The sequence below is a fragment of the Sphaerisporangium rhizosphaerae genome, assembly GCF_042665155.1.
In the GTDB taxonomy this organism is placed as follows: Bacteria; Actinomycetota; Actinomycetes; order Streptosporangiales; family Streptosporangiaceae; genus Sphaerisporangium; species Sphaerisporangium rhizosphaerae.
Window position 1 is genome coordinate 294,881 of the sequence record NZ_JBHTCG010000008.1, and the last position, 13,316, is coordinate 308,196.

The window sequence follows — 13,316 nt, forward strand, 5'->3', positions numbered from 1 at the left end:
CGTGGATTCGGCGCGGCCCCGCCGCATCGGCGGGGCTCGCCTGCTATTCCTTTTCCAGCAGCGCCACGGGATAACGCCCCAGAAGGTGCGCGAATGGGATGCGGCCGGTGTGCCGGGCGCCGGTGAGCAGGTCGCGCCAGCGCCCCGGCGGCAGCGTGAGGGTGGCGCCGCCCCAGCCACCGCGGCGCGAAAGGCCGGCGGGCAGCCGGGTGGCCACCGCCACGGCTCGGTCACCACGGGCGAAGGCGATCGCGTGATCGCGTCCCGGGCCGGACTCCCCGGTGGAGATCGGGACGTAGGGGGCCGCCACGTCGAGCCGCTTGCGCAGGCGCAGCGCCGAGGTGGTCACCAGGAACTTGGCGGCGTCCCAGCCACCGGCGTCCGGTGCCGCCGGCAGCGATCGCCGGTAGGCGAAGTCCACCGGCCGCCGGTTGTCCGGGTCGACCAGCGAGAAGTCGGTGGTCTCGCTGCCCTGGTACACGTCGGGGATGCCCGGCATCATCAGTTGCACGAGCTTCTGGCCCAGCGAGTTGACCCTGGCGTACCGGTCGACCCGCTCGGTGAAGGCGGCGACCGACGGCCCGCAGACGTCGATCGCCCGCGCCGCGAAGTCGCGCACGCCCTTCTCGTAGGCGGCGTCCGGGCTGATCCACGAGATGGAGGTCTTGGCCTCCCTGGCCGCCTTGTACAGGTAGTCGCTGAAGCGCTCCACGCTGATCGGCCAGGCCGCCATGAGGTTCTGCCAGGCGAAGTAGTCGAGCTTGGGGTCGAAGGACACCCGCTCGGACCAGCCGGCGACCGCCTCGGCCCACTCCTGGTGCAGCTCCGACAGCACCGCGAGCCGCGCGCGGACGTCCTCCGAGCGCTTGGTGTCGTGGGTGGACAGCGTGGTCATCGTGTACGGCGCCATGCCGGCGCAGTAGGCGTGGAACTCCTCGGCCGGCACGCCGAACCGGTCGGGCTCGCCGCCGACCTCGTTGAGGCAGGCCAGCGGGTACCAGCGGTACAGGGCGGTGTCCTCCACCCCCTTGGCCATGACCGGGCCGCAGGTCTGCTGGAAGCGGGTCACCGTCTCGGCGGGGCCGGACAGGACCAGCTCGACGGCGCGCTCGACGGCGGCCGGGTCGGCGTGCCGGGCCGCACGCGCCCCCGCCTCGCGCAGCAGCCGGACGGTCTCGGCGGGCGGCCGCTCGCCCGGCACCGCGTAGGCGCGGTACACGGGCATGGCGGCCAGCAGCTCGACCATCGCCTCGCGCAGCTCGGGGTGCTCCCGGGTGAGCCGCTCGACCTCCCCGGTGAAGAACTGGGCCAGCACCTGCTTCTTGGCCTCGTAGCGCACCGTCTCGTAGTCGCGGGGGAAGGCGGTGTGCCGGACGAACAGCTCCAGCAGCGGCTCGGCGCCCGCCGGGTCGACGAACAGCCGGGTCACCATGTTGAGCGCGTCGTACCCCGTGGTGCCGTCGCACGCCCAGTCGTCCGGCAGCCGCTCGTCGTCGATCAGGATCTTCTCGGCGACCGTCCACACCGGGGCCAGCTCGCGCAGCCGGGCGAGATAGCCGCGCGGGTCGGCCAGCCCGTCGGGATGGTCCACCCGCAGCCCGCTGACCACGCCCTCGGCGACCAGCGAAAGGATCACCTCGTGCGTCGCCTCGAAGACCTCCGGGTCCTCGACCCGCAGGCCGATGAGCGAGGACACGTCGAAGAACCGCCGGTAGCCGGGCGGCCGCCGCCACGGCACCAGCCGGTAGTGCTGGTCGGCCAGGCGCCCGCCGCTGCCCGGCCGTACCGGGAACTCGTGCTCGTAATAGCGCAGCACGTCGCCGTCGGCCACCACCTCGGCCTCCAGGTCGGTCTCGTCGCCCAGCACGGGCATGGCGACCTTGCCGCCGCCGCCCTGCCAGTCGATGTCGAACCACCGCGCCGAACCGGCCTGCGGCCCGTGCGCCAGCACGTCCCAGAGCCGGGCGTTGCCCGACTCGGGGACGGGCACCGTCATGTGGTTCGGCACGATGTCCACGACCAGGGGCAGGCCCGCCGCCGCCAGGCTCTGCAACCCCTCCACCCCGCCGAACTCCGCCCTGACCCGCGTGTGGTCGGTCACGTCGTACCCGTGCTCGGACGAGGGCACCGCCTGCAGGATCGGCGAGAGGTACAGGTGGCTCACGCCCAGCTCGGTCAGGTAGCCGACCAGGGCCTTCGCCTCCCCGAACCCGAAGCGGGGGGTGAGCTGGAGCCGGTAGGTCGCCGTGGGCTTCGCCGGTTCGGTCACGTCGTGTTCCTTCGCGGGTGTCTCGTCGGGCATGCCGGAGCGGGCGCGGCGTGGTCAGGCGCGGCGCAGGACCCGCACCGATCGGCCTTCCACCGGCACCTCCTCCTTGGCGCGGTAGAGCTTGGTGTCGATGGCGATCGGCACCGCGGTGTCGATCTCCGGGACCCAGGCGTCACCGAAGTCCTTGGGGATCGTGAACTGGATGGTCTCGTGATGGGCGTTGAACATCAGCAGGAAGGAGTCGTCCACGACCCGCCGGCCGCGCCGGTCGGGCTCGGTGATGGCCTCCCCGTTGAGGAACACGCACAGCGAGCGGGCGTAGCCGTTGTGCCAGTCGGCGTCGGCCATCTCGCCGCCGCCGGGGGTGAGCCAGGCGATGTCGCTCAGGTCGTCGCCCGACCCGCGGACCGCGCGGCCGAAGAAGAAGCGCCTGCGCCGGAACACCGGGTGGTCGCGCCGCAACCGTGCCAGCCGCTGGGTGAACTCCAGCAGCAGCCAGTTCTCCTTGATGTCGGACCAGTCGACCCAGCTGATCTCGTTGTCCTGGCAGTAGGCGTTGTTGTTGCCCTGCTGGCTGCGGCCCAGCTCGTCGCCGTGGGAGAGCATCGGCACGCCCTGCGACAGGAACAGCGTGGTGAGGAAGTTGCGCTTCTGCTGCTCGCGCAGCGCCTCCACGGCCACGCCCGCGGCGCCCTCCTCGCCGCAGTTCCACGACCGGTTGTCGTCGGTGCCGTCGCGGTTGCCCTCGCCGTTGGCCTCGTTGTGCTTGTGGTTGTAGGACACCAGGTCCTGCAGCGTGAAGCCGTCGTGGCAGGTGACGAAGTTGATGGACGCCGCGGGGCGCCGGCTGTCGTCCTGGTAGAGGTCGCTGGAGCCGGTGAGCCGCGAGGCGAACTCCGGCAGCGCGGCCGGCTCGCCGCGCCACATGTCGCGGATCGTGTCGCGGTAGCGGCCGTTCCACTCGGTCCAGCGGGGCGGGAAGTTGCCCACCTGGTAACCGCCCGGCCCGACGTCCCACGGCTCGGCGATCAGCTTGACCTGGCTGAGCACCGGGTCCTGCTGGACCAGGTCGAAGAAGGCCGACAGCCGGTCGACCTCGTGCAGCTCCCGGGCCAGCGTCGAGGCGAGGTCGAAGCGGAAGCCGTCGACGTGCATCTCGATGACCCAGTAGCGCAGCGAGTCCATGATCATCTGCAGCGTGTGCGGCGAGCGCATGAGCAGGCTGTTGCCGGTGCCGGTGGTGTCCATGTAGTAGCGCTGGTCGTCGTCGACGAGCCGGTAGTAGGCCTCGTTGTCGATGCCGCGCATGCTGAGCGTCGGCCCGAGGTGGTTGCCCTCGGCCGTGTGGTTGTAGACGACGTCGAGGATGACCTCGATGTTCGCCTCGTGCAGGGCCTTGACCATGGCCTTGAACTCCAGCACCTGCCCGCCCCGCTCGCCGGAGCTGGAGTAGGCGTTGTGCGGGGCGAAGAAGCCGATGGTGTTGTAGCCCCAGTAGTTGGTCAGCCCGCGCTGCTGGAGGGTGTCGTCGGTGACGAACTGGTGCACCGGCATCAGCTCGACCGCGGTCACCCCGAGCCCCGTCAGATGGTCGATGATCTCCGGGTGCCCGAGCGCGGCGTAGGTGCCCCTGATGCGCTCAGGGATGCGCGGATGCTGGATCGTCAGGCCGCGGACGTGCGCCTCGTAGATCACCGTGTCGTGGTACGGCGTCGCGGGCGGCCGGTCGTGGCCCCACCCGAAGAACGGGTTGACCACGATGGACTTCGGCACGAACGGCGCCGAGTCGGTGTCCTCGCGGCTGTCGGGGTCGCCGAAGCGGTAGCCGTAGACGGCCTGGTCCCACTTCACACCCCCCTCGATCGCCTTGGCGTAGGGGTCGAGCAGCAGCTTGCTCGGATTGCAGCGCTGGCCGCGCGCCGGGTCGTAGGGCCCGTGGACGCGGTAGCCGTAGCGCTGGCCCGGACCGATGCCGGGCAGGTATCCGTGCCACACGAAACCCTCGCACTCGGTGAGGGGTACGCGCTCCTCCTTGTTGTCCTCGCCGAAGAGGCAGAGCTCCACACGCTCGCCCACCTCGGTGTAGAGCGCGAAGTTCGTGCCCGCGCCGTCGTATGTAGCCCCGAGCGGATAGGGGTCGCCGGGCCAAATCTCGATCATGTCACCACCCGGATAGGGATTTGCCCCATGTTCTCCTGACCATGCCGACCAGCGCAGCTCAGTGCGCCAGATCACTTCTCGCAGGAGGACATCGTGCGCTGTATGAATGTGACCTGCTGTCCGCGACGCCGCGCCGACCCTGTCACCCGTGCGATCCGCGCAGTCCGTGCCAGGCTACTTGACCCGCAGGTCGAGGCCGTCGGGGACACTCGGGCGGTAACAGGGCGGTCACACGACTCGGTCACGGCTGGGGACCTGCCGCAGGCGCGGCACATTAAACAACCCTGATCACAGGAACACCTGGAGTTGGCCGCCGCGAGGCCATGCGGGCGGCGATCCGGCCGGACTGGACGGCGACCCGGCGGGCCGGCGGCGCGGTCCGGAGCGGCGTCAGGCCCCCGGCACGGTCGCGCCGTACCGGGTCAGGCGCTCTTCCTGGCGGCCGGAGGCGGCTCGAAGAAGTTGAGCAGCCCTTCCCCCTTGCAGGTGCGGCACGGACGGCCGCTCTCCCCCCTGCCGTTCCCCCCGCAGGTGCAGCACACGACCACCCGGTCGAACCGGGGGTCGCGGTAGGTGTGGCGCGTCCGGCGCCGGACGATCGCCCATCCCTGCACCCACGCGAAGCCGTCGATCTCAGCGAAGAAGGCGTCGCTGAGCTCCCAGTTACGGGCGAGGGCGTGTTCGCGTATGTGGGTCCACAGGGTGGTGGCGATCCCGGCGGGGCTCACATTCATAGGGATCGGTCCTCTCGCGGTGGTCGGGAGCCGGTCGATGCCCCCACCACCGGACCCGGCCTCAACGCGCCCCCGGGAACGCCACCCGTCCGCCGCCCGCCTCGCGGCCCGGCCCTCCCCCTCCCGCAGGGGACGGCCACCCCGCGAGGAGGCGGCTCTTAGGGAGTGACGTCCTCTCTGTAGGGGCTAACCTTACGTTTACCCGGGTTGATGCCAAGAGCAACCGCCATTGGCAATTGCCACAGGAAAGTATCTCCGGCGAGCACCTTGCTGCCCATAGGGCATGAGTAGTGTGCGCCCTAACAGTACGGAGGAGACTCGGCATCAGCGGTGACCGCGCACCCGAGAAGGCGATCACCGCGCCGAGGCGAGGTGAGCAGGTCATGGCCGGGATCAATCCGTCGCTCCGACACCATGAGGTCGCCACCCGGCTGCGCGCGCTGCGGATGGACGCCGGTCTCACCATGAAAGAGGCGGCGCAGAGGCTCGAGTGCTCGGTGGCCAAGATCAGCCGCCTGGAGACCGCCGCGCGCGGCGTCATCCCGCGCGACGTGCGCGATCTGTGCGCCATCTACGGCGCCGACCCGGCCGAGGCGGCCGTCCTGATAGCGATGGCCCGCGAGGCGCGCGCGTCGGAGTGGTGGGAGGAATACCCCGACGAGAAATTCCGCGCCTACATCGGCCACGAAGCGGACGCCGTCGCGATCTTCTCTTACGACACCGGCATATTTCCCGGCATCGTGCAGACGTCCGGCTACGCCCGCGCCATCATCAAGGGAGTGGCGGGCAGAATAAGCGCCGAAACCCTGGCCAAGCGCGTCGAGTTGCGGATGCGCCGGCAGGACATCCTGCACAAGAAAGACCCGCCGCGCCTGCACATCATCGTCGACGAGTCGGCCCTCCACCGCCGGGTCGGCGACGAGAGGGTAATGTACGAACAATTGTCGCACCTGCTGGAGCTCTCGGGGCGCCACCGCATGTCGTTGCAGGTCATCCCGTTCAGCGCGGGCTCCCACAAAGGGCTGAACGAGACCTTCACGCTGCTCGAGATGGCCGACCCCATTCCCGACGTCATATATCAAGAAGTCGGCGGGCGAATCGAGTACTTCCGTAAAGAGAAGGAACTGCAGGCCTACCGCGACCTCATCGGCCATCTGCGCGCCGTGGGTCTCGGGCAGGGCGCCTCCCGCGCGCTCATCGAGGAAGTCTCGCAGAAATACAGATCCTGATCAAGAGGGGTGAACGGACGCCTCGATGATCTTCTGGTGGCATAATGCCGGATATGGACATCCCTCCTGGGTGATCCTGTCACTTCGACGACCATCAGGGGAATTCATGAGGCTCTCATCATCCTCGTATGATAACGACGTGCGATGGCGCTCCGCCAGCCGGTGCAACGCCGAGCATTGTGTCGAGGTCGCCGCCACCGGCGGTCACATAGCTGTCCGCGACTCGAAGGATCCCGACAGTCCGGTGCTCGTCTACACCGAGGACGAGTGGCTGGCCTTCATCGACGGCGCCAAGAAAGGCGAGTTCGACCTGCGGAGTCTCTCCGAATAGCAAAGAGACGGTTTGGGACCGAGGCCGGGGGCGGGCCGGCACAAGCCCGCCTCCGGCTTTCCCGGACCGGCGCCCATTGTCCGGCCCCCGCCTTTATGGCACCCGCTCGATATCGTCACCACGACGAAATAGGATATCGTCATCACGACGAATTCCGGACGCCGTCGCCGGCTCCGGCCGTTCCCCCCGAGCCGGCCCGGCCCGCACCCCGTCGAGGGTTTGCGGGACGGTGGCCGGGTAGCCGACCGGCTCCGAGCCGGTGACACTCCCCCCGGAGGACCCTGAGATGGGTGGATTCAAGAAGTTCCTGATGCGCGGCAACCTGGTCGAGCTGGCCGTGGCGGTGGTCGTCGGAGCCACTTTCAGCGGCCTGGTGCAGGCGCTGGTGGCCGACCTGATCACGCCGCTGATCGGCGCGGTGACCGGCGGGCGCAACCCCGACTTCTCCAAGTACTCCTTCACCCTCAACGGGGCGCAGTTCAAGTACGGGGATTTCGTCAACCACCTGCTCACCTTCCTGATCATCGCCGCGGTGATCTACTGGCTCGTGGTGATGCCGATGACCCGGCTGATCTCCTACCTCGACCGGGACAAGAAGAGCACCGAGAAGAAGTGCCCCGAGTGCCTGAGCGACATCCCCGTCGAGGCGCGCCGCTGCGCCTTCTGCACCGCCGAGCTCGTCACCGTCCCGGCCGACGACCGCCCGCCGGCGTGAGACCCGCCGGAGTGGTTTCATCGGCGTGAGACCCGTCCCATCCTCGACGGAATAGGGGGCATCGCCGGCGGGTTGTGGGGGTTGTGAGTGATCTGACCCTGGTGTCGCCCGTGGCGGGTCGAGCGTCCCTGTGTCGATCCTGGACCTGGCGCCGTCGGAGTGGGGGACACGCCGGGTGACGCACGCAGCAGGAGCACCGAGCCGGCCCGCGGGGCCGTGGAGTGGGCCACCACCGGTTCTGGGTGGCCCGGCCGGGCCGAGCGCCTCCTCGGTAACGCCCGTCCCGCCGGCGACCCGTTCGAGACCTCTTCGAGCTGATCGCCAATGCCTGCGGCATGAAGGACATCAGCCACTAAAGCCCTCTTAGAGCAACCAACCGCCCATATCACCCATAGAGCGACTAACGCCGATAGACGTCTCAGGCTGGATGGAACGGAACAACCACCCGCTAGAGACTTGAGGTAACGCTGCGGTAACACTTGCGCCCGCGCGGGCCTCTCGCCCGTGCGGTCACAGGCATGTCCGAGGGTGGCTGAGCAGGTCTGTGGCCTACGGCGCTCCCCGCCGCCGCCCCGCCGGGCCGCCCGTCCGACCCCTGCCGAGCAGGAATCTCTGACAGGGACCTTTCTTCGCATGGAATATGTCCGTAACATCGCCTCCAGACCGGGCGTGGAACATTTACCGGAAACATCTGTTGACACGCAAGAAACACTGTTATTGTAATGGGAGCGCTCCCACGCCTTCGCGATATACCTTGAAAGCGGAGGAAGCCGGATGGCTGACCAGCCCACGCTTGCCCAGGTAGCAGCCGAAGCAGGGGTCTCCCCCGCCACGGCCTCACGAGTGCTCACCGGCTCCGTCCGCGTGAGCACCTCCACTCGCCGTCAGGTCCACGACGCCATGTCACGTCTTGGTTACGTACGGCATCGTGCGCCGCGGGGAACGTCCGCCCGGCGGTCCGACCAGCTTGTCGCGGCCGTCATCTGCGAACACACCCAGCGCATGTTCTCCGAACCCTTCTACGCACGGCTGCTCTCGGCGGCGGACGAGGTGTTCACCAGCTATGGAGTGCCGTTCGTCGTGATGAACGCCACCCCGGCCACCTCGACGATCGCCGCCCCACCGCTGGTGACGGGCTCCTTCGACGGCGTCCTGCTCGCGGGCGCCCGCGAGCGACATCCTCTGGCCGTCACCCTGGCCGCGTCCGGCATCGCGGTGCGCAGCGCCGGCCGGCCGCCGGACGGCATCGAGCTGCCGTTCGTCGACATGGACAACATGGACGGGGCGCGCCAGGCGGCGGAACACCTGCTGCTCACCAACCGCAGGGCGATCACCGTGATCGCCGGGCCGCCCACGCTGCCCGGCGCCCGCGACCGCCTCGACGGTTTCCTGCGGACGCTGCACGCGGCGGGGATGAACGACGTCCCGGTCGCCTACGGCGACTTCACCCACGCCTCAGGGGCCCACGCCATGCAGTGGCTGCTACAGCGGTCGCCGCACCTGGACGCGGTGTTCGCCGCCTCCGACCCGATGGCCGCCGGCGCCATGCAGGCACTGCGGCGCGCGGGCCGGCGGGTGCCGGACGACGTGGCCGTGGTCGGGTTCGACGACGCTCCCCTCGCCCGGCACACCTCGCCTACGCTGACCACTGTGCGGCAGCCGGTCGAGGAGATGGCCGTGCTCGCCGCGAGGATGCTGCTCATGTCGATCACTTCGGAGGATGACGTCCCGCACGGCAACCCCATACTTCCCACGGAGCTGGTGGTACGTGAATCAACTTGATTCGGGGGGCATGCAGGAAGGCGATGTGCTCACGCGCCGCTATCGGCTCGTCGAGCAGATCGCCTCCGGGGGGATGTCCGCCATCTGGCGGGCCTTCGACCAGTCATTGCACCGTACCGTCGCGATCAAGGTTCTCGACGGCTGCGTCGGTGGGGACCACGGCGGGCGAGACCTGATCCGGAGGGAGGCGCGGGCGACCGCCCGCCTCATCCACCCGGACGCGATCGAGGTGTACGACTACGGGGAGACGGTCACCGCCCGGGGCAGGCTCGCCGCGTACGTCGTGATGCGCCTGCTCGACGGACGGCCGCTGTCGGAGCGGATCTGCGAGGAGGGCCCCCTGCCCTGGCGGGAGGCGGCGGTCATCGCAGCCCGTGTGGCGATGGTGCTCGCGGCCGCCCACCAGCGCGGCATCGTCCACCGGGACGTCACCGCGGAGAACGTGCTGCTCACTCCGGAGGGCGCCAAGCTCCTGGACTTCGGCATCGCGGCGTTCGTCGGCGAGGAGGTCGACCAGAGGCTGGCCGACTTCGGCACGCCTCCTTACGTGGCGCCGGAACGCCTCACCAGTTCCAGCGTCCATCCCGCCGTCGACGTGTACGCGCTCGGTGTGCTGATGTACGCGATGCTCACCGGCGAGCACCCCTACCCGGAGACGACGTGGGAGGCGCTGGAGGCGGCGCACCGCACCGGTCCGCCGCCCGTGCCGCGCGCGCCCGGCCTGCCGCAGGAGGTGGCCGACCTCTGCGCGAGCTGCCTCGCCCAGGACCCCGGCGACCGGCCGACGGCCCACTACGTGGCAGAGACGCTCACCGCCTCGCTGAGCGCGTTCCTGACCGCCGGACGGGAGACGGCGACCTGGGTGCGGCGGGCACGGATGGCCTCCATCGCGGCCGTCATGCTGGCCACCTGGACCGCGGCCCTGCTGTGGATCCAGCCGAACGGGCGACCGCCCGTAACGGCGTCGGTCACCACCCGGCCGCCGGACGCGGCGCCGGCGACACCGACCGCGAGCGCGTCCGCCTCCCGGCACTCCGGCGCGCTCGACGAGCCGATCCCCGGTGACGGGCGTGGCGCGGGCGCCTCGCCGGTCCCGACCCTCACCCGGCTCGCTTCCGAGCCGCCCGCACCGTCGAAGGCGCCGCCTGTCCCGGCACGTTCGACGGCGGCCGAGCGGCAGCGCACGGGCGTCCCGGCGAGCGCCCGGCCGGCCGCGCCGACGCTCACCCAGGCGGTGGGACGCTTCGACGCCACGCTGGAGGCCGGGGAGTACCTCGGGGCCATCCGCTCCGACGTCGCCCTCGACCTGCGGCAGGTGGTGCACAACCTGTTGAAGTCGCCGGACGACCCGGTCAGAGGGCTGACGAAGGTCCGCGAAAAGCTGGACGACCGGGAACGCGAAGGGGGTCTCACGCCGGACGTGCGCAAGGAACTGGACCGTGGGCTGACGCTGATCGGCGCCGCCCTCCAGCGCAGCGCCTGAGCCACCGCGTCCGCCGGACCACCGCGCTCCGGACCACCGCGCTCCGGATCACCGCGTCGTCCGGGTCACCCGCGTCCAGTGATCCACGGCGTCGGTGGTCCACCGTACGCCGAACGGCCGCCGGGCCCGCGCACCGGCGGCCGTTCGGCGACCAGACCGGCTAATCCATAAAAGCCGCCTTTTATGGACAACAATATTCTCCGGATAAGCCCGCGCGCGGCGCGCCGTGAGGCGTGCAATATCGCCGCCCCGCCGCCGGAGTTCACCACCTTGACAAGGATGTCTTGACAAACACGGGGCCGGGCCGGCGCCCGGAAGCCCGCTGGAAGGGGGCATCGGCGGGAGCGGAGTGGGAGCGCTCCCAAGACTCTGGGCCCTCTTGGGCCCCGATTCGCCCTCAGAGGCACTCCTTCCACGATGAAAGTTACAACGGGCTACGCAGGTCAGCGAGGCGCCTTCTCCGCTCCCGGTTGACGGGCCGGAAAACCGCGCCGAAGCATGACGTGCGCGACCTGGCCGTACAGAACGGCCGTGCCGTAAGCGGCCGTCGCGCTCCCCTCAGTCGTGAAGGAAACCTGATGACATCTCGATCGATCGGCACGAGGTGGAAGGCGGCCGTCACCGCGGTCGCGACCGCCGCCGCCACCACCGTGCTGGCCGTCACCTTCGGCTCCGCACCCGCCGCGGCGGCGGGCGGCACCGGCACCGGCTACCTGCACACCAACGGCAACAAGATCGTCGACAGCACCGGCGCCACCGTCCGGCTGACCGGCATCAACTGGTTCGGCATGGAGACCGACAACAAGACCTTCCACGGCCTGTGGGCGAACAACCCGTGGAAGAGCCAGCTCGACCTCATGGCGAGCCTGGGCTACAACACCATCCGGGTGCCGTTCTCCGACGACGCCATCAAGCCCGGCGCGGTCGCCACCAGCGTGAACACCTACTCCAACCCCGACCTGGTCGGCCTGTCGCCGATCCAGATCCTGGACAAGGTGATCGACTACGCGGGCGTCAAGGGGATGCGCATCATCCTGGACCGGCACCGGCCCACCTCGGCCGGCCAGACCGCCCTCTGGTACACCAGCGCCGTCCCCGAGAGCACCTGGATCAGTGACTGGAAGTCGCTGGCGCAGCACTACGCGGGCAACACCACCGTCATCGGCGCCGACCTGCACAACGAGCCGCACGCCGACGGCACCGAGCCCCAGAGCACCGGCTCGTGCTGGGGTTGCGGCGACACCGCCCGCGACTGGCGGCTCGCCGCGGAGCGGGCCGGCAACGCGATCTTGTCCGTGCAGCCCAACTGGCTCATCTTCGTCGAGGGCGTGAGCTGCCCGAGCGGCGGCAACGCCAACGCCTGGGACAACATCCCCGACGAGCCCTGCGGCTGGTGGGGCGGCAACCTCTCCAAGGCCAGGGACTACCCCGTGCGGCTCAACGTGGCCAACCGGCTGGTCTACTCCCCCCACGAGTACGCGACCTCGGTGTTCCACCAGACGTGGTTCGACGACCCGAACTACCCGGCCAACATGCCCGCCATCTGGGACAAGTTCTTCGGCTACCTCTACAAGGAGAACATCGCCCCGATCATGATGGGCGAGTTCGGCACCACGCTGGCCAGCAACACCGACAAGGTGTGGCTGCAGGAGCTGATGAAGTACACCGGCACCGGGGTGAACGGCATGTCCTTCACCTACTGGTCCTGGAACCCCAACTCCGGCGACACCGGCGGCATCCTGAAGGACGACTGGGCCACGGTCGACCAGGCCAAGCAGAGCATCCTGCAGCCCTACCTGATCCCGCCGGTCGGCGGCGGCACCGGGACCCCCACCCCGACGCCGACCAGGACCCCCACGCCCACACCCACCCCCACGCCGACCCGGACACCCACTCCTACGCCCACGCCCACGCCCACACCCACTCCCACGCCGACCCCGACCCCGTCGGCCGGCGCCTGCGGGTTGGCGTACACGATCACCAACGCCTGGTCGGGCGGGTTCCAGGCCCAGCTCACCGTCAAGAACAACGGGACCTCCGCCTGGAACAACTGGACGGTGACCTGGACGATGCCTTCCGGCGTCACCCTGGTCAGCGGCTGGAACGCCACGCTCACGCAGAGCGGGACCACCTTCACCGCCAAGGCGCCGAGCTACGCCCCCAGCATCGCTCCGGGGCAGTCGGTCTCCGTCGGCTTCACCGCCAACGGCCCCTCGACGCCGGCCCCGGCATCCTTCGTCTGCTCCTGAGACGACGATCGTCCCCGGTCGCGGGCGCCGCACGACGGCGGCCGTGAGCCGGGGAGACCCTCCCCGATGAGATCGGCCCCGGACGGACACCCGTCCTCCGGCCGAACGGCGGGCGGGCGCGCGACGCGCCCGCCCGCTTTTCTCATGTCCGGAATCCGGTCTTTTCCACGGGCGTCCCCGGCGGATTCGGCCACCGTCCTCCCACCGAAGCGGACGACGCGGCCCCCGCCCATTTCCCCCTGCGGCGCGCTTAAATGCCTTGCCGGAAACCGCGCCCCTTCCACCGGCAACGGGACACTTTTCCTTTTTATCCGCAGATGGCGTCGGAATTAAATCATCCGCATGTCGCACGAGGATAGCGGGT

At 69.7% G+C, this 13,316-nt stretch carries 9 protein-coding genes; 6 read left to right on the forward strand and 3 right to left on the reverse strand.

All coding sequences use genetic code 11. The annotated features are described in order from the left end of the window. Window positions 1–43: 43 nt before the first annotated feature. The 3 genes from treY to ACFQSB_RS15195 all read right to left on the reverse strand — a co-directional run bounded on the left by treY (window position 44) and on the right by ACFQSB_RS15195 (window position 5,163). The gene (gene treY, locus ACFQSB_RS15185) at window positions 44–2,269 is read right to left on the reverse strand and encodes a malto-oligosyltrehalose synthase (protein ID WP_380827059.1); all 2,226 of its coding nucleotides are present in this window, start codon (window positions 2,267–2,269) and stop codon (window positions 44–46) included. Between the two features lie 54 nt (window positions 2,270–2,323). Then, window positions 2,324–4,429: a glycogen debranching protein GlgX gene (gene glgX / locus ACFQSB_RS15190; protein WP_380827061.1), complete on the reverse strand. Its 2,106-nt coding sequence runs from the start codon at window positions 4,427–4,429 to the stop codon at window positions 2,324–2,326. 422 nt (window positions 4,430–4,851) lie between these two features. Further along, window positions 4,852–5,163: a hypothetical protein gene (locus ACFQSB_RS15195; RefSeq protein ID WP_354916347.1), complete on the reverse strand. Its 312-nt coding sequence runs from the start codon at window positions 5,161–5,163 to the stop codon at window positions 4,852–4,854. 383 nt (window positions 5,164–5,546) lie between these two features. On the opposite strand from ACFQSB_RS15195, the gene ACFQSB_RS15200 reads away from it, so the two are divergent. From ACFQSB_RS15200 to ACFQSB_RS15225, 6 genes are all read left to right on the forward strand, one after another. After that, window positions 5,547–6,392 (forward strand): helix-turn-helix domain-containing protein, encoded by an 846-nt coding sequence (locus tag ACFQSB_RS15200; protein ID WP_354916344.1) that lies wholly within the window; start codon window positions 5,547–5,549, stop codon window positions 6,390–6,392. A gap of 139 nt (window positions 6,393–6,531) precedes the next feature. Next, the gene (locus ACFQSB_RS15205) at window positions 6,532–6,723 is read left to right on the forward strand and encodes a DUF397 domain-containing protein (RefSeq protein ID WP_354916342.1); all 192 of its coding nucleotides are present in this window, start codon (window positions 6,532–6,534) and stop codon (window positions 6,721–6,723) included. Between the two features lie 286 nt (window positions 6,724–7,009). Beyond that, complete coding sequence (gene mscL / locus ACFQSB_RS15210; RefSeq protein WP_380827062.1) at window positions 7,010–7,438, forward strand: large conductance mechanosensitive channel protein MscL; 429 nt, start codon at window positions 7,010–7,012, stop codon at window positions 7,436–7,438. A 774-nt stretch (window positions 7,439–8,212) separates the two neighbouring features. Further along, complete coding sequence (locus ACFQSB_RS15215) at window positions 8,213–9,220, forward strand: LacI family DNA-binding transcriptional regulator (RefSeq protein ID WP_354841646.1); 1,008 nt, start codon at window positions 8,213–8,215, stop codon at window positions 9,218–9,220. A gap of 10 nt (window positions 9,221–9,230) precedes the next feature. Then, window positions 9,231–10,703 (forward strand): serine/threonine-protein kinase, encoded by a 1,473-nt coding sequence (locus ACFQSB_RS15220; RefSeq protein ID WP_380827064.1) that lies wholly within the window; start codon window positions 9,231–9,233, stop codon window positions 10,701–10,703. Window positions 10,704–11,281: 578 nt separating this feature from the next. Further along, a complete protein-coding gene (locus ACFQSB_RS15225; RefSeq protein WP_380827066.1) occupies window positions 11,282–12,952 on the forward strand; it encodes a cellulase family glycosylhydrolase in 1,671 nt (556 codons plus the stop codon). The last annotated feature ends 364 nt before the right edge of the window (window positions 12,953–13,316 follow it).